The organism is Nocardioides sp. S5 (assembly GCF_017310035.1).
Taxonomy (GTDB): Bacteria; Actinomycetota; Actinomycetes; order Propionibacteriales; family Nocardioidaceae; genus Nocardioides.
The window spans coordinates 1,720,056-1,735,921 of sequence record NZ_CP022296.1; the positions used below are offsets into that span (position 1 = coordinate 1,720,056).

General features: G+C 68.9%; 20 protein-coding genes and 1 tRNA gene. 7 read left to right on the forward strand and 14 right to left on the reverse strand.

All coding sequences use genetic code 11. The annotated features are described in order from the left end of the window. Window positions 1-9 precede the first annotated feature (9 nt). Window positions 10-261, reverse strand: coding sequence for a DUF3618 domain-containing protein (locus CFI00_RS08605; protein WP_207084773.1), 252 nt, complete (start codon window positions 259-261; stop codon window positions 10-12). After that, a complete protein-coding gene (locus CFI00_RS08610; RefSeq protein ID WP_207084774.1) occupies window positions 254-661 on the reverse strand; it encodes a phage holin family protein in 408 nt (135 codons plus the stop codon). Before CFI00_RS08610 ends, CFI00_RS08605 begins: the two co-directional genes overlap by 8 nt. Window positions 662-800: 139 nt before the next feature. On the opposite strand from CFI00_RS08610, the gene dnaG reads away from it, so the two are divergent. The 5 genes from dnaG (at window position 801) to CFI00_RS08635 (ending at window position 5,066) form a co-directional block, all read left to right on the forward strand. Further along, window positions 801-2,702 carry a DNA primase gene (gene dnaG / locus CFI00_RS08615; RefSeq protein ID WP_207084775.1) on the forward strand — a complete coding sequence of 634 codons (1,902 nt, stop codon included), beginning with the start codon at window positions 801-803 and terminating at the stop codon, window positions 2,700-2,702. Continuing rightward, window positions 2,699-3,205: a hypothetical protein gene (locus CFI00_RS08620; protein WP_207084776.1), complete on the forward strand. Its 507-nt coding sequence runs from the start codon at window positions 2,699-2,701 to the stop codon at window positions 3,203-3,205. Before dnaG ends, CFI00_RS08620 begins: the two co-directional genes overlap by 4 nt. A gap of 52 nt (window positions 3,206-3,257) precedes the next feature. After that, a tRNA-Asn gene (locus CFI00_RS08625) sits at window positions 3,258-3,330 on the forward strand. 484 nt (window positions 3,331-3,814) lie between these two features. Further along, entirely contained in the window at window positions 3,815-4,450 is a 636-nt protein-coding gene (locus tag CFI00_RS08630) for a hypothetical protein (RefSeq protein WP_207084777.1), read from the forward strand. 13 nt (window positions 4,451-4,463) lie between these two features. Further along, complete coding sequence (locus CFI00_RS08635) at window positions 4,464-5,066, forward strand: hypothetical protein (RefSeq protein WP_207084778.1); 603 nt, start codon at window positions 4,464-4,466, stop codon at window positions 5,064-5,066. A gap of 31 nt (window positions 5,067-5,097) precedes the next feature. On the opposite strand, the gene CFI00_RS08640 is transcribed toward CFI00_RS08635, so the two are convergent. The 12 genes from CFI00_RS08640 to CFI00_RS08695 form a co-directional block, all read right to left on the reverse strand. Then, window positions 5,098-5,247: a hypothetical protein gene (locus tag CFI00_RS08640; protein WP_207084779.1), complete on the reverse strand. Its 150-nt coding sequence runs from the start codon at window positions 5,245-5,247 to the stop codon at window positions 5,098-5,100. A 94-nt stretch (window positions 5,248-5,341) separates the two neighbouring features. Beyond that, the gene (locus tag CFI00_RS08645) at window positions 5,342-5,548 is read right to left on the reverse strand and encodes a hypothetical protein (protein ID WP_207084780.1); all 207 of its coding nucleotides are present in this window, start codon (window positions 5,546-5,548) and stop codon (window positions 5,342-5,344) included. Window positions 5,549-5,872: 324 nt separating this feature from the next. Beyond that, a protein-coding gene (locus CFI00_RS08650; RefSeq protein ID WP_207084781.1) for an IS3 family transposase occupies window positions 5,873-7,134 on the reverse strand; the annotation gives its coding sequence in 2 pieces (ribosomal slippage) (window positions 5,873-6,786 and window positions 6,786-7,134; 1,263 coding nt in all). A gap of 64 nt (window positions 7,135-7,198) precedes the next feature. Continuing rightward, window positions 7,199-8,467, reverse strand: coding sequence for an ABC transporter permease (locus CFI00_RS08655; protein WP_207084782.1), 1,269 nt, complete (start codon window positions 8,465-8,467; stop codon window positions 7,199-7,201). Further along, window positions 8,464-9,129: an ABC transporter ATP-binding protein gene (locus CFI00_RS08660; protein ID WP_242532744.1), complete on the reverse strand. Its 666-nt coding sequence runs from the start codon at window positions 9,127-9,129 to the stop codon at window positions 8,464-8,466. The genes CFI00_RS08655 and CFI00_RS08660 overlap by 4 nt, the downstream gene beginning before the upstream one ends. Before the next feature lie 172 nt (window positions 9,130-9,301). Beyond that, on the reverse strand, window positions 9,302-9,583 hold the full coding sequence (locus CFI00_RS08665) for a hypothetical protein (RefSeq protein WP_207084784.1): 282 nt from the start codon (window positions 9,581-9,583) through the stop codon (window positions 9,302-9,304). Then, window positions 9,580-9,825 carry a DUF2892 domain-containing protein gene (locus tag CFI00_RS08670; RefSeq protein ID WP_207084785.1) on the reverse strand — a complete coding sequence of 82 codons (246 nt, stop codon included), beginning with the start codon at window positions 9,823-9,825 and terminating at the stop codon, window positions 9,580-9,582. The genes CFI00_RS08665 and CFI00_RS08670 overlap by 4 nt, the downstream gene beginning before the upstream one ends. Window positions 9,826-9,995: 170 nt before the next feature. Then, window positions 9,996-10,586 carry an ATP-binding protein gene (locus CFI00_RS08675; RefSeq protein ID WP_207084786.1) on the reverse strand — a complete coding sequence of 197 codons (591 nt, stop codon included), beginning with the start codon at window positions 10,584-10,586 and terminating at the stop codon, window positions 9,996-9,998. Window positions 10,587-10,641: 55 nt separating this feature from the next. Then, window positions 10,642-11,283 carry a hypothetical protein gene (locus CFI00_RS08680; protein ID WP_207084787.1) on the reverse strand — a complete coding sequence of 214 codons (642 nt, stop codon included), beginning with the start codon at window positions 11,281-11,283 and terminating at the stop codon, window positions 10,642-10,644. Window positions 11,284-11,322: 39 nt separating this feature from the next. Then, the gene (locus tag CFI00_RS08685) at window positions 11,323-11,781 is read right to left on the reverse strand and encodes a hypothetical protein (RefSeq protein ID WP_207084788.1); all 459 of its coding nucleotides are present in this window, start codon (window positions 11,779-11,781) and stop codon (window positions 11,323-11,325) included. A gap of 2 nt (window positions 11,782-11,783) precedes the next feature. After that, window positions 11,784-13,352, reverse strand: a complete 1,569-nt coding sequence (locus tag CFI00_RS08690) for a multicopper oxidase family protein (protein ID WP_207084789.1) — start codon at window positions 13,350-13,352, stop codon at window positions 11,784-11,786. A gap of 64 nt (window positions 13,353-13,416) precedes the next feature. Beyond that, window positions 13,417-13,662, reverse strand: coding sequence for an SHOCT domain-containing protein (locus tag CFI00_RS08695; protein WP_207084790.1), 246 nt, complete (start codon window positions 13,660-13,662; stop codon window positions 13,417-13,419). Window positions 13,663-13,898: 236 nt separating this feature from the next. Between CFI00_RS08695 and CFI00_RS08700 the strand changes: the two genes are divergently transcribed. Next, on the forward strand, window positions 13,899-14,582 hold the full coding sequence (locus CFI00_RS08700) for a response regulator transcription factor (protein ID WP_207085430.1): 684 nt from the start codon (window positions 13,899-13,901) through the stop codon (window positions 14,580-14,582). Between the two features lie 23 nt (window positions 14,583-14,605). Further along, entirely contained in the window at window positions 14,606-15,703 is a 1,098-nt protein-coding gene (locus CFI00_RS08705) for a HAMP domain-containing sensor histidine kinase (protein WP_207084791.1), read from the forward strand. Window positions 15,704-15,866 lie beyond the last annotated feature (163 nt).

The following is a 15,866-nucleotide window of genomic DNA, read 5'->3' on the forward strand; positions in this document are numbered from 1 at the left end:
AACGAGTGGTCAGTGAGTGCGGCGACGGCGCCAGAGCAGCAGCACGACGGCCATCGCCACGAGCGAGCCCGCGGCGCCGAGCACCTCGGGGCGCGGGCTGCCGGAGGCGGTGGTGGTGGAGTCCCGGAGGTCCGCGACCTTCTGCCGGGCCCGGGACTTCACGTCCAGCTTGGCGGCGAGCTCGTCGACGGTGCCGGCGAGCTGCGCGCGCTGGAGCTCGATCTCGGCCTCGATCTGCTCGGGTGTGCGGGTGTCAGCCATGGTGGTCTCCCTTGACGGTCGCGATGTCGTCCTTGATGCCCCGGATCGCCTTCTCAGGCGCTGCGGGCGTGGCCTCGGAGACCTTGTTCTTCCCCGCGAGTCCGGCCACGGCCGCTCCGGCGAGCAGCACCAGTGCGACGATCAGGGCTGCGAGCCACGCGTCGACGACGTTGGCCAGGCCCAGGACGGCCGTCGCGACCAGCGTGCCGAGGCCGAGGAAGGCCAGCAGCCCGGCCACGCTGAACATGCCGATCCCGACGCCGGCCCGTTTCCCCTTCTGCGCGACCTCGGCCTGCGCGAGACGGATCTCCGAGCGGACCAGGTCGGGGATCTGCTGGGACAGCTGGTGGACGAGGGCACCGAGGGTCTGACTCTCCGGCGCTCCGTGCTGTTGAGTCATGACCCGACCATGGCAGTCCTCGTCTCGGTGACCAACCCCGCGTACGCCCGAAGGGGTGGCGGTCCGCGAGGAAGGCTGCGTCCGGGCCCATGTGGAGACTCGGCGTCGGTGGTGGGCGCCCGCCCGTAGACTCCCCGGCGTGGCAGGCCGGATTCGCGACGACGACATCGCCGAGGTGCGCGAGAAGGCGCGGATCGACGACGTGGTGTCCCAGTACGTCACGCTCAAGCGCGCCGGCGGGGGATCGCTCAAGGGCCTGTGCCCCTTCCACGACGAGAAGACGCCGTCGTTCAACGTCAACCCGGCCCGCCAGTTCTTCCACTGCTTCGGCTGCGGCGAGGGCGGCGACGTCATCGCCTTCCTCATGAAGGTCGACGGCCTCACCTTCACCGAGACCGTCGAGCGCCTTGCCGAGAAGGTCGGGGTCCAGCTGCGACGCGAGGACGGCGACGACGAGCCGGCGCGCCCGCGCGGCCCCGCCCGCGGGCGGCTCATCGAGGCGCACAAGGTCGCCCAGGAGTTCTACGCCGAGCAGCTCGCGTCCGCCGACGCGGTCGTCGCCCGGCAGTTCCTCCACCAGCGCGGCTTCGACCAGGCCGCCGCGGAGATGTTCGGCGTCGGCTTCGCGCCCCGCGACGGCGAGGCACTCACCCGCCACCTGCGGGGGCGCCGCTTCACCGACGAGGAGTCCGTCGCGGCGGGCCTCGTCGCGCACGGTCGCTCCCACTACGACCGCTTCCGCGGACGGCTGGTCTGGCCGATCCGCGAGGCCAACGGCGACACGATCGGCTTCGGCGCGCGCCGGATCTTCGACGACGACCGCATCGAGGCGAAGTACCTCAACACCTCCGAGACGGCGATCTACAAGAAGAGCCAGGTCCTCTACGGCATCGACCTCGCCCGCTCGGCCATGAAGGACGCCCAGCAGGCCGTCGTCGTCGAGGGCTACACCGACGTGATGGCCTGCCACCTCGCCGGCGTACGCACTGCGGTGGCGTCGTGCGGCACCGCGTTCGGCACCGACCACGCCCGGGTGCTGCGCCGGTTCCTCGGCGACCACAACGAGACCAGCGGAGAGGTCATCTTCACCTTCGACGGTGACTCGGCCGGCCAGAAGGCGGCGATGAAGGTGCTGGAGAGCGACCAGGTCTTCGCCTCCCAGACCTACGTCGCCGTCGCCCCCGAGGGCATGGACCCGTGCGACCTGCGGCTCCGGGAGGGCGACGAGGCCGTCCGTGAGCTGGTGGCCAAGCGGCAGCCCCTCTACCGCTTCGCCCTCGACAACATCCTCAACCGCCATGACCTCGACCGCGCCGACGGTCGCGTCGACGCGCTGCGCGACGCGGCCGGCCTGGTGGCGAGCATCCGCGACAAGACGAAGGTCGAGGCCTTCTCCCGCGAGCTCGCCCACATGGTCGGCGTCGACGTCGACGAGGTCCGCACGGAGGTACGCCGTGCAGCGAGCCGGCCCGCGCGCACCGAGGAGCGGCGACCCTCGCGCGCCACGGAGCCGGCGGAGGCCCCGCAGCCGCCCCGGCCCACGCTGCCGAGCCTGTCCGACCCGCGGTTCCTCATCGAGCGCGAGCTGCTCAAGCTCGTGATCCAGCACCCGTCCGGGGTCGGTCGCACGACCACCCACGTCACCGCGTCCGACTTCACCCACCCGACCTTCCAGGGCGTGTGGGAGGCCGTCACGGCCGCCGGGGGACCGGCGGCCGGCGCCGACGACCCGGGCTGGTCCAACAAGGTGCGCGGGGCCGCGACCGAGCCCGCCGTCAGCGCCGCGATCACCGAGCTCGGCGTCGAGCCCGTGCGCGGCACCTCCGACCCCAACCCGACGTTCGCCGTGGCCTACGTCTACCGACTCCAGGAGCTCACCACGTCCCGCCGCATCGCCGACGTCAAGGCGCGCCTCCAGCGCACCAACCCCGTCGACCAGGCCCTCGACTACAACCGCATGTTCGGCGAGCTCGTGATGCTCGAGCAGCACCGCCGCAAGCTGCGCGAGGGTGCCGTCGGCCAGGCCGGAGCCTCCTCGTGAGGCCGCGCTGGGGGCGTACGCCCTCGCCGTCGGTCGCGGTCGCACCGGGGGAGAAGGTGCTGGCCTCGGCCTCCACGGCCGACGGCACCGTCATGGCCGGCACCCGCGACGCGTTCTACGTCGTCGTGGACGGCGACACCCGACGCGTGCCGTGGGAGCAGGTCGAGGCCGCCGGCTGGGACCGCGACACCGAGACCTTCCGGCTCTCCGAGGTCGGCAGCTGGGGCGAGGAGCGCCCGGTCCACGCCGCCGTCCTCGAGCAGCCCGGCCGCCTCCTCGAGCTCGTGCACGAGCGGGTCACCGCCAGCGTGGTCCTGCAGCGCCACGTGAGCCTCGGGCGCCGGCAGAACCTGCGCGTGATCGCGCGCCGGGCGCCGTCGGGGGCTGGCGGGGTGCAGTGGATCTACGAGTACGACGAGGGCGTCGACCCCGACGACCCTGCCGTCCGTGCGGCCGCCCGCGAGGCCCTCGAGCTCGCCCGGCGAGACGTCGGCCTGCCCTGATTTCCCCACCGCGCAGGGGCCTTGCTAGTGTTTGGCCCCGCTGCACAAGCGATCCCCTGTAGCTCAACTGGCAGAGCATTCGGCTGTTAACCGGAGGGTTGTTGGTTCGAGTCCAACCGGGGGAGCAGGAAGAGGGCCTCTGACCTGGGCAAACGCCCAGGCGGGGGCCCTCTGAGATTTGAATCTGGTGCCAAAACTGTCCAGAAACAGGCCAGAAACCCCCGGCGTGGGATCCCTCGAGCGAGCTGTGGTGGACAGATCGCACAAGGCGATGCCCGCCCCGCGTCCGTAACCCCCCGCCATGCCTTCTAGAGTAGAACAGGTGTTCGGCCAGCACCGCCGGAGCGGGTTCGTACGCTGAGTGAGTGCCAACCCGCTGGGAGCCCATGCTGGCCAAGCCTGCAGCCACGCTGCCGGCCGGCTCGGCTCTGCCCGGCGGCACCGTCTACGAGCCCAAGTGGGATGGCTACCTTCACTGAACGTTTGGCGGCCATTCCCAGATGATCGTGGTGCAGCACAAGAAGTTCTTGACCGCGTACCCGTCGTCCTCCAAACTTGCGCCACTGAGATGGAGTGCCGAGCTCCTCCTCGTGAGGCGAGGGGGACGCCATGGGAGAGTGCGTGACAGCGGGCAGCGAGACGACCCGAGCTCAGATCGCAAGACGAGTCCTAAGAGCGGTCACAGTTGTACTCGTCATGCTAACTGCTCATCTTGGCTCAGCGCCGAGTTACGCTGACGAGTGGGGATACCAAGACGGCGACACGGGCGCCCACCCCGACGAGAACCCGCACACATTCTGCTTCTCCACCACCGTCGGCGCGGACCTGCAGTACAACGTCCGAGAGGCCGAGTACAACGCACTCAGGGACGACACAGACGCGGACGTTACCTTCGTGAGCTCCTGCAATTGGGACGGCTATCAGGAGACCGACGGGGTGTGGCGAAACGTCGATCTGGCGGGGCAGACCACGGGGTCGACGCCTTGCCAGTCCTGGGAGAACGGCGTCGTTCAAGGTCAATGCGACCAGTACTACATCAACTTGGACGGCCCAGAGATCCGAGTCGGTGAGAACGACGAGATCGACGAAACGCAGACCGCCTGTCATGAGCTTGGTCATGCGGTCGGGCTTACCCACGGCGGGGATGACTGCACCATCTCAACGGGACCAACTCCGCCGACCGATCCCAAGTACCGGCGCTACGGCTCCCATCACAAGGGGGATCACATCAATGTCTGGTTCTAGCAAAGTGCGAGCGGTGGCCGCTGCAGTAGCCGCCGCGACCATCACGTTGTCGTCCTGCGCCGACGGCGGCTCAGACAAGGCGACGGCGCCGAAGATCCCTCGAGCAGAGGCGCAAAGAGACCTGGTGCAGCAACTCCGAGCCGGCATCTCGTTCGAGTACGTGCCCTTTGCCACTCCCTCCGACGCCAAGCGTGATGCCGATGCGGTCCTGGTCGGCCGGGTCCAGTCGGTGCAGCCTGCCTTGATGAACAACGAAGTGGGTGTCGAGGGAACCGCCATCGTGGAGCTGGTTCCGACCAAGGTATGGAAGTCAGGTCAGCCAAGTTCCGAACCCATTCGGGTGCTGGTCTACCGCGCTCGAAACGCCCCCATTGAGCCTTATCAGCAAGCACTGCCTGAGGGCACACAGATCGTCGTCTTCGGGTACCTTCGTGAAGGAATCGACTTCGCTGGCGACACGCCAGACGGGGCGGCGTACGAGTTGGCGCCGCAAAGCCTGCACCTTCCCGTCGGCGACAAGCTGGTGAACGTGTGGGGCGCTGAGACTGGCGGCTGGCCAGGTATCGACTCAGTTGAAGATTTCGAGGAGGCACTGGGCCAAAGTCGAAAGCCGTAAGCACTGGCTGCCGATTCGGAGACGCGCGTCGCTAGCGGCCGAGGATGTCGGTGAGCTTGAAGTCGACGGGCGTCTCCAGCTGTTCGTAGGTGCACGAGGCCGGGTCGCGGTCGGTGCGCCAGCGGCGGAAGCGCGCGGTGTGGCGATGCTGCGTGAGGCGTCTCCGGGAGTCGGGACGCACGCGCAGCCGGGTTCAGTTGCGGGGAACGAGACCACGGACGAGGGTCACCGCTCAGCCGAACTGATTCTTGTGAGGTGTTGTGGTCCGTGTCGGCTCAGCAGGTGTGGGTGTGGTCCCAACCGTGGCGTCCCTGGTGCATTCCGGGGTTGTGGTCGGCACTGAAACCCATGGTTTGGGCGCAGGTGCTGACGTGCTCGCCGAAGTCGCCCGCCGCCGTGGCTGGTGTCGCCGCACCCAGCGTCAGTACTGCAGCCGCCAGGCCAGTGCCGATGGCAGCAAGCCGGATCATCTGATTGAACATTGCGTATCTCCTCGATCTTTCATGCGTGCGCAGTGTGCGCCTTGCTCGGTCGTTTGAGGACAGCGGAGCCGGCGATGCCGCGTAGGAGCACGGTTGACGCCAGAAGGAGAAGTGCGATCCACCCTAGTTCGATTGCCAGGGAAGCGGATTCATCGAAGCCGCGGGTCAGTGCGCCGTCGATCATGACCCTGGTTCCGCCATACCCGGGAAGCCAGGTCGCCCATGGCGCGGGTTCGCCGCGCAGCATGGGGCTCTGCCCGATGGCCAGGTCGAGGAACGGGATGAGGAAGGGCCCTGCCCCCGGATCTTGGACACAGGGTGTGATTACGCAGCGGGTTGCAGCGTAGCGGCGTAGTTGGACTCGTAGGTGGACGGGGACAGGTAGCGGCACCAGGAATGGCGTCGGCGGGTGTTGTAGCGCACGAGCCACTTGAAGACCTGCCGGCGACACGTCGCCTCGTCGCTCCAGCAGGCGGCGTCTTGGAGGACCTCGCGCTTCATCGTGGCGTTGAACGACTCCGCCAACGCGTTGTCGGCCGAGGAGCCGACCGCACCCATCGACTGGGTGACGCCGAGCCTCTTGCAGAGCTTGGCGTAGTCCTTCGAGCAGTAGACCGACCCGTGGTCGCTGTGGAAGATCGCGCCCTTGAGGGTGCCGCGGGTTCCGGCAGCAGCCTTCAAGGCGTCCTCGACGAGCTCGGTGCGCATGTGGTCGGCGACGGCCCAGCCGGCGAGGCGACGTGAGTAGCAGTCGATGACGGTCGCCAGGTACAGGTTCGTCCCGTCGGCCAACGGCAGGTAGGTGATGTCCCCGACGTAGCGTTCGTTCGGGGCTTCGGCGGTGAAGTCCCGGTTGAGCAGGTCGGGGTACTTCTGCCCCGATGGCTCGGGGATCGTGGTCCGCACTCGACGCTTCTTCACATAGCCACGGATGCCCTCAAGGCGCATCACCCGGGCGACGCGCTTGTGGTTCACGCGGTCGCCGGCAGGTGCGCCGTCGTTGAGCTCAGCGGTGATCCGTGGCGCACCCTGGGTGCTGTCCTCGGCATGCACCGCTCTGATCCGTTCCGCGAGCTCGGCATCGGCTCGGGTGCGCTCCTCGCGTGCTGGGGCCGCCTTGAGCCAGGCGTAGTAGGACGAGCGCTCGATCTCGACGAGCTCGCACAGTCGCTTCACCTCGAAGGTGGTGGAGTTGTCGGCGACGAACTGGAAGCGACTCACCAGCGCGTCTCCCCGGCGAAATATTTGGCCGCCCGTTGGAGGATCTCGCGCTCGGTGGTGAGCTTGGTTGTCTCGACCTCGAGCTCGTTCACCCGGGCCTGAAGCCGGGCGATCTTCTGTTCCGGTGTCTCCTCGGGCGCCGCCGACGGGCTCCTGGACGAGCTCTTGGACTGCAGTGGGCTGGAGGTCAGCGTCCCGTCAGCGGCGGTCTTCTTGCCGGTCCCGTAGGCCTCGAGCCAGTGCCGCAGCGTGCCGCGCACGATGCCGAGGTCATCGGCGATGCCGCGGACCGTGGCGCCCGGGGTGGACTCGTACAAGTCGACGGCCTGACGACGGAACTCCTCGGAGTAGTTCTTCCTGGCCATGATTCTCGGATCATCTCGCTTCCCCAGCACCAGATGCTGGATTCAGCGTGTCCAAGAACCGGGGTCAGGCCCCGAAGGCCATGAAGGTGCCGCTGACCCGGCCGAAGATCGGGCCGATGAGGACGCCGATCAGGGCGTAGGTGACGGCGAGGAGCGCGTTGCCGCCGATGTAGACGCCCCAGTTGCTGGCGTCGAACACGGTGGCGGTGACCGCGAGCGAGACCGCGGTCGCCACGGCGGCGGCGGCGAGCACCATGGTCAGCCGGGTGGTCAGCAGCACTGTTGGGCGTTGTCCCGCGAGGGTGAGGCGACGGTCAGCGGCTCGGGCGTCGAGGACGACGAAGATGCCGACGAGGGCCGCGAGCGAGGCGACGGCCACCGGTGCCATGGTGCCGGCGTGGATCTCTGCGGGGTCCACCATGGTCGTGACCTCGGCACCGGCCTCGCGGAGAACGACAGGCGTGTGCCCGTGTGGAGTGATCGCGTCGGACAGCAGGATGAAGACCGCCGGGACGAGCGCGAGCAGGAGCCACAGCACCGGGGTGCGCCTCCAGTCGCGCCATCCCATGCGCAGGCCCGTGAGCAGCTGGCCGAGTGAGCCCGTGCGGCGGGCGCGGCGGGCGTGCCCGGTGGTCGTGGTGCGGGTGATGACGAACAGGGCGAGCGCTACCGAGGTGACCACCCAGCCGAGCGACAGGGCGAGCTCTCCGGGTCCGCCGTGCCCGGAGGGCAGGGCCACGGTCCATAGCGAGATGAAGTGGGTGGGGAACAGCCGCAGCACGGGGGACTCGGAGCCGCTGAGCGTGGGACCGAAGAAGACGTCGAGGATCCAGATGAACATCAAGATCACGGTGCCGTTGACGGGGTTCGGGACCAGGGCGCCCACGACGGCTCCGAGGCCGAGGTAGACCACGGCGAACATGGCTGTGCCGGCGGCCACCCGCCACGGGGCATCGAGCTGGCCTCGGAAGGTGAGGGCGAGCACCGACACTAGGGTGGCCATCAGGGCCAGCACAGCGCCGGCCGTCAGCCGGGCACCCGCGAGTCGGACGCGCGACAGCCCGACCAATGTGAGTCGACGGTCGGTGGTGCGCGCGGAGGAGATCTGGAAGTACATCGCGACCCCGGTCAGGAAGGCGGCCGCCCATCCTGCGGTGACGGTCTCGAGAGCGGGACCGCCACCGGTGCCACCCAGCAGCCGGGCGGCGTCGGCCAATGCCGGGGCAGCGACCACGACGAAGACCACGGGTATGACGGCGAGCAGGACCAGGTTCGGACCGTTCCTGGTGTAGTCGGCCAGGAAGCGACGAACCAGCATCGCGGTGGTGGTCATCGTGCCCACGTCCTGCCCCCGCGGATCTCCACGATGCGGTCGAACCGCGCCTCGTCCACGACGAAGTGGCTGACGATCAGTACCGTCCGGCCGGCGGCGCGACGCTCGTCGACCAGGTTCCAGAACTTCAGGTAGGTGTCCCAGTCGAACCCGGCGTACGGCTCGTCGAGCAGTAGCAGCGCCGGGTCGGGGAGCAGCGCCAGGCCTAGGTTCAGTTTGGCCAGGGTGCCGCCGGAGAGCTGGTCCGCCCGGGTTGCCGCGAAGCGCTCGAAGCCGAGCGAGTCGTAGATCGCCGCCCGACTCGTCCGCTCCTGCTCCGGGGGCATGCTGTAGGCGCGGCCGAACAGCTCGAAGTGCTCGTCGCAGGTCAGCCGTGGGTAGACCAGTGGCTCCTGCGGGCAGTAGCCGACCTGGCCGCTCCTGGTGACTGTGCCGGCATCGGCCCGCAGGTCGCCGACCAGGATCCTCATCAGCGTCGACTTCCCGGACCCGTTCTCGCCGACCAGGCCGACGACCTCGCCTTGCTCGAGGGTGAGCTCGGCCCCGGAAAGCACCCGCACCCGGCTTCGCGGTGACCACAGGTTGCGTCGGTAGGACTTCTCGATCCCGCCTGCGGCGAGGACTGCCGCGTCGCGACTCGTGTCCTGGTCGGCCGCGACCACAGGGGAAATCCGGGGCGCTGCTGAGGACGGTCCGGGTCGCGGGTCATTGGTCGGCCCGGTCTCCAGGACCCCTCTGGTGACCGGCGCCGTTTCCTCGGTGTGGGACGGACCTTGCATTGGGATCACTTCCTCGAACGGGCCATCCGCCGAGACCGGGCCCGCGGTTGAGTGCTTACTTTTGGTCGTGGCCGCCGGGCATCATGAACATCATCGCGGCCATCATGGCCACGCAGCCCAGCGCCCACAGCAGCACGCCGGAGCCCGCTGCTCCGGTGGCAAGCAAGACGACCACGATCGCCACCATCGGGATGCAGCAGATCATCATCATCAACCGGTGGCCGCCATGTGCGTCATGGCCGCTGTGGGGGCTCGCGGTGGTGTGCTCGGACTCCGGTGTCCCACCTGGGGGCGGGTTCCACAACGGGCGGTCGGGGCCGGTCGCCGGGCCAGTCATGACGTCTTCTCCCTCAGTGAGGTCGGCACGTGGCCGAGCCGGGCGTAGAGGGGACAGTGCCCGAGCGCTCCGGTGACGACGAGGTCGAGGCCGGCCACCACGAGCAGGAGCTCGAGAACCACGGCCAAGGCTGAGGTGGCTCCCGTGAGCAGGACGATTCCGGTCACGGCGCCGAGGCCGCCGATGACAATGCGAGCCGCTCGTTCGGCGGGCGTGATGTTGGTGCTCCAGCGGGTGGTCATGACGTCCTCCGACTCGTGATGGGACCGTTGATTTCCTGGTCCACTTCGAGGATCTCCCCGGAGGGTGAAGGTGACGCCAGCCGTCTTGTGAAGGTTCGCTGAAGAAGCGCGCCGGGGTGCGCCGGACGTGGCTGGGGGCCCTTGTCGGGCGGACCTTCACAGCGCCGGAGTCATCGTCCGCGAGTGGTGATGCCCAGGTGGCTGGCGCAGCAGGCAGGCAGCTCTTCTCGCAGCAGGTCGAGGGTTCGAGTCGCCTTCTCGATGAAGTCGCCGGTGGGTTGGATGACGTGGCGACGTGGGTGCCGTTTCCAGGCCTGAAGGATGCGGGCGTCGACATCGGCCGCAAGCAGCGCTGACTCGGTCCGCAGCGGGTTCTGGTGGTTGTACCCCTGGTCGGCCGTGGGCGTGCGCAGGTGCAGCACGGCGTCGTACCGGCCCAGCTCGGCGTCCATAGTGGTGGCAGTGGAGGTCCAGAAGTCATCCGGTGGCCCTGGCCAGTACGCGATCCCGTCGACCGTGCCGCGGTCGCACAGGACGATTGCCGGGCGGTGCGCATCTCCGGTGGCCTCCAGCTCCTTCTGGACATGGAAGATCGCCCGTTGGGCGGCGCGCCGGCACTGCGTGTCTTCGTCGCGCGGGAACCCGCCACCGAACACGACGCCTGCGGACTCCGGCAGGATCCTGACGTGTCGGCACAGCGAACGGCGTACCAGCTCCAGGACGGCCGTTTTGCCTGCTCCCGGCCCGCCGGTGAGGACCACGCGGCGGGGTGTATGTAGTTGGCTGCACTCACACTCGGCCATGTGCCGCGCCTCCTCACGGGCCGGGAGATCGGTCTGCGGCGAAGCGGCCGAGCCCCCACTTCTCCATCAGCGCCAGGACGGCGAGTCCCTCGTCGTGGATCTGCACGTGGCGTAACACGTCCCAGTGGTCGTGGAGATGTCGTTGGAGGTAGTCCACGACGTGGCTCATCGGAACGGTCAGCCATGGACCGTGACCTAGTCGGTCGGGCGTGTTGCCGAAGGCCACCACCCGGATCTCGTGGCCGCCGCTGGTGTCCGCACGGCCGTGGCTGAGCAGCCGACGGGAGACGTCACGGGACTCGTCCACAGGGCAGCAGCCGAACCGTGCCAATGCGACCTCCAGTGTCGCCGCGTCGCGTAGCGCCTGATTCAACCGCGCCGGGCCCTCCTTGACCTCGCCCACGATCATGTCGGCTCGGCCGGCCGGTGCGCCGAGGGCCGGGTCGACATCGGGGCTCTGGCGCTGGGGTGCGCGTCGGGTGTTCCGATGGAGGAGGTCGTCGCCGGCACCGGGTAGGCGATAGGCGAGGATGTCCAGGTCGGTAACGGTGCGCACATGGTTGCCGCGCATGCTCTCGAGCACCGGGTGCTCGGCGACGGTGAAGTAGCCGTTGACGTGCAGGTAGGCCTGCACCAGGGAGACTGCGGTGTCCATGGGGCCTCCTTCGTCGTTCGCTCGGTATCGAATGGGTTGTCAGTCGTGGTGGCCCTCGTGTTCGTCAGGGTCTGGGGTCTGCACGGGGGTGCGGTCCCGGTCTGGTTTCGGGTCGTCGTTGCTGATGGCGGGGCCGATGACGAAGGCCGAGAGCGAGAACATCAGCGCGAACACGCCCAGCGCGATGGTGGGTGCCTTCCAGGAGCCGAAGCGCCGGTAGAGGCGCCGGAGCAGCGGCAGGGAGAAGACCAGGCCCAAGACGGCGAACAGCACGTTGCCGGTCGCGCCGGTCACCAGGACCGCTCCGCCGAGGATCCCGACGTGGTGCAGCAGGTGGGGGAGCAGGCCCATGATGCCACCGACCACAGCGGTCACCGCACTCCAGACGGTGGCCAGGGCGCCCCGAGGCTGCGGATCCTCATCGGCTGCGTGGTCGGCCCTGGGCTCGTCGAGGCGGTCGTTCGCTACCTCCCGGCCCGTGGCGTGAGGGTCGGACATCGTCACTCCTGTGCCTGGTAGGAAAGCGTGGTCATCATGCCGGTCTCGGCGTGGTAGATGTTGTGGCAGTGGGTTGCCCACTGGCCTGGGTTGTCGGCTTCGAGGTCGACGTCGAGGGTCGCCATCGGGCGCACGATGACGGTGTCCTTGCGGGCCCCGCCGTTTGTCAGGGCGAAGGTGTGGCCGTGCACATGCATGGGGTGGAACATCATCGACTGGTTGACGAACCGCAGCCGCACCCGCTCACCCTGGCTCAACCGCAACGGGTCGGCGTCGGGGAACGTCTTGCCGTTGATGGTCCATCGGTAGGGCGTCATGGTGCCGCCCAGGACCAGGTCGTGGCCTCGGTCGGCCGGTCGTGGGTCCAGACGGACCGACTCGGCCGCCGACAGGGCGGTCCCGAGCAGTACCTTGCCCGACAGTTCGCGGACCTTGATGTCGGCAGTGGGTGGGCGACCGGCGCCGGTGCGGATCACGGCCAGCGCCTGACCCTGTTTGCCCTCGGCCGAGGCGACCAGTGGGAACACGCCGTCGCCGAGGGTGACGGTGGCGTCGAAGCGCTCGCCCATTCCGATCAGCAGCGCGTCGGTGGGCACCGGCACGACGGGGAAGCCGTCGCTGTGCGTGACGGTCATGCGGTGCCCACCGACGGCGATCCGGAACGCCGTGTCCGAGCCGGCGTTGACGAAGCGGATCCGAACGCGTTGACCCGGCTTTGCCGACAGCGTGGCCGGATCCGCGGGAGTCTTGCCGTTGAGAAGATAGTGCGGGTAGGCGATGTCCCCGGCACCACCCAGCAGCGGTGACTGCATGGCCTCCGTCCCACCCATCGACCCGCCCATCGAGCCGTGGCCCATCCCGTCCATGCCGTCCATGCCGCCCATGCCGCCCATGTCATGCATGTCTCCCATGGAGTCATCGCCCATGGAGTCCTCGCCGCCGGCTTGCTGTAGCTCGGCGAGGACCTGGTCCGGAGTGCGACCGGTCCCGTCGACCCAGTCGTCCAGTACGACGATCCACTCGGCGTCGTACCGTCCCGGCTCGTCCGGGTCGTCGACGACCAGGACGCCGTACAGGCCACGGTCCAGCTGGACTCCGGAGTGCGGGTGGTAGAAGTAGGTGCCCGGGTGAGGGGCGGTGAACTCGTACCTGAAGGTCCCTCCCGAAGCGATCGGGTCCTGCGTCATGCCCGGTACGCCGTCCATGTCGTTGCGCAGCGCCAGGCCGTGCCAGTGCACGCTCGTGGTGGCGGGGAGCTGGTTGTCGACATCGACGCGGAGCACGTCACCGGCGGTGGCGCGGAGCAGCGGCCCAGGTGCGGTGTCGCCGTAGGCCCACGTGCTCACGGTCCGGCCCCCCAGGTCCAGGGTCAACGGCTGGGGGGTGAGTCGGGCGGTGACGAGCCGACCTCCGGGCTTCCGGCGTGCCGCCTCCGCCGCGGCTACCGCGTCGGCGACGGGGCCGACGGCCGTGCCGGTGGTCCGGCTGCAGGAGGCGAGGCCCCCGAGGGCGGTCACCCCTGCGAGTCCGGCGGCTCCGCGAAGGACGGCGCGACGGGTGATCTCAGACAAAGTGGGGCTCCTGACTCGTCTTCTGCGAGGGCGAGGTGTGCGAGGCGGGAAGGGGACGAACGTGCTAGTGCACCGAGCCACGCAGCACACTGCTGCGGGCGTGGTATTCGTCCTCGTCGATCTCGCCTCGGGCAAACCGCTCGTCGAGGATCTGCATCGGGTCGCGCCGGTCCGGGGTGGGATCACCGGAGCGCTGGGTGCGGAAGAGGGCAAGGACGGCAAAGACCACCAGCCCCCAGAACGCAACCATGGCTACGGTCATGACGATCCAACCGCCCCAACCCATGCCGTCGTGATACCAGCCCATCATCGTCCTCAGCTCCTTCGCTTGGCTTGGTGACTCCCACGATCGCCCGGGCACCACTGCGTCTCGATGGCGTTCATGTAAAGGTTCGCTGAAGATCCTGCCCTCACCGGTGCTGACCTACGGCTGCGGGGCAGCGGACTGCCAACATGGCGGGTATGGGAGAGGACGTCATGGACGAGAAGGCCGGCTCACCGGAAGCGGGTGCCGCGGGTGGCCGCCCTCGAACCGGTCTCCGGGCGATGGTGGTCGAGGACGAGACGCAGCTGGCCGGACTCATCGGCAGCTACCTCGAGCGCGACGGCTTCGAGGTGGCGGTGGTTCATGACGGGCTCGAGGCGGTGGAGGCCGCCCGCGCCGTCGACCCGGACGTGGTGGTGCTGGACCTGGGCCTGCCCAGCCTGGACGGTGTGGAGGTCTGTCGGCAGCTGCGCACCTTCTCCGATGCCTACGTGGTGATGTTGACAGCACGCAGCGAGGAGGTCGACACACTCATCGGGCTATCGGTGGGGGCTGATGACTACCTGACCAAACCGTTCAGCCCCCGGATCCTGATGGCCCGGATCCAAGCCATGCTCCGCAGGCCCCGTCCACTGGGAACCTCGTCCGATGCTCTGGAAGGCGCCCATACCTTCGGCGCGCTGATCATCGACCCGCTGGGACGCGACGTCTGGCTCGACGGGGAACCACTGGCGTTGACACGCACCGAGTTCGACCTCCTCGCCGCCCTGTCCGAGCGCCCGCGGATGGCATTCAGCCGCCGCCAGCTCATCGACGCCGTCTGGGGGCCGACGTGGGTCGGTGACGAGCACCTGGTCGACGTCCACGTTGGTCACCTGCGCCGCAAGCTGTCCGACGACGCGACCCATGCCCGGTTCATCCGGACGGTCCGCGGCGTCGGCTACCGAATGGGCACAGGGCAGTGACCAGCCCCGCACCGCCGCCGGACATGGCCCGTACCCGGCCGCGGTTCGCCGCGCGGCTCCTGGTCGCCCAGGCCCTGGTGCTGGTGGCCGGTGCACTGACGACCTGGCTGGTCGCCTCCGTCGTCGGTCCCAGCATCTTCAGCGACCACCTCCAGCAGGCCGGCGACACCCACACCGCTGAGGAGACTCGTCACGTGGAGGAGGCCTTCGCATCGGCACTGCTCGTCTCGGCCTCACTCGCGCTGCTCGCCTCTGTCGTCGCGGCGTTGGCGGTCTCGTGGTACTTCAGCCGCCGGATGGAGCGTTCGATCGGCAACGTGGCCGTCGCAGCGTCAGAGATCGCCGCCGGCCGGTACGACGCCCGGGTGCCCGACCCGGGCCTGGGCGACGAGTTCGCCTCGCTCGCACTGACCTACAACCGCCTCGCGGCGAGGCTCGAAGCGACTGAGTCGACCAGGCGCAGCATGCTGGCCGACCTGGCCCACGAGATGCGCACGCCACTGGCCACGATCGACGCCCACCTCGAGGCCGTCGAGGACGGCGTCCGAGCCCTGGACGACGACACCCTGAGCATAATCCGCGGCTCGACAGGCCGCCTGCGCCGCCTCGCCGAGGACATGACAGCGGTCTCCCGGGCGGAGGAGGGACTCGACGTCACCCTGCGACCGTTGGCCGCCGCCGACGTGGCTGCCGCGGCCGCCGACGTCGCCCGGGACCGGTACGCCGCCAAGGGGGTACACCTGCGCACCGAGCTCGCCGATGCCGGCCCGGTCCGCGTCGACGTGGACCGGTTCGGACAGGTGCTCGGCAACCTTCTCGACAACGCCCTGCGCCACACTCCGGCGGGTGGGACCGTGACCCTGGCCTGCCGCCGGATCGACCATTGGGTAGAGTATCGCGTCGCCGACACCGGTCAGGGGGTGGCGGTGGAGCACCTGCCGCACCTGTTCGACCGGTTCTATCGTGCCGACACCGCCCGCGACCGTGGTCAAGGCGGCTCGGGCATCGGGCTGGCCATCGCCCGGGCAATCGTCGAGGCGCATGGCGGTGGGATCTCGGTGACCAGCGCCGGGCCCGGACTCGGTGCCACGTTCACCGTGCGGCTACCCGGCCTCCGGTAGTCCTCCGACTCCACCGGCCGGGCATCTTCAGCGAACCTTCACACTAACTCGCCCGTTTTCGCCGAGGACCCCACCGACGCTGGACGGTGTCGAACCCAGCGCGCCCTGGGGGAAGCCATGTCATCACCCACGCCGGCACTCGAGCAGGCCCCAGCAAGCTCCG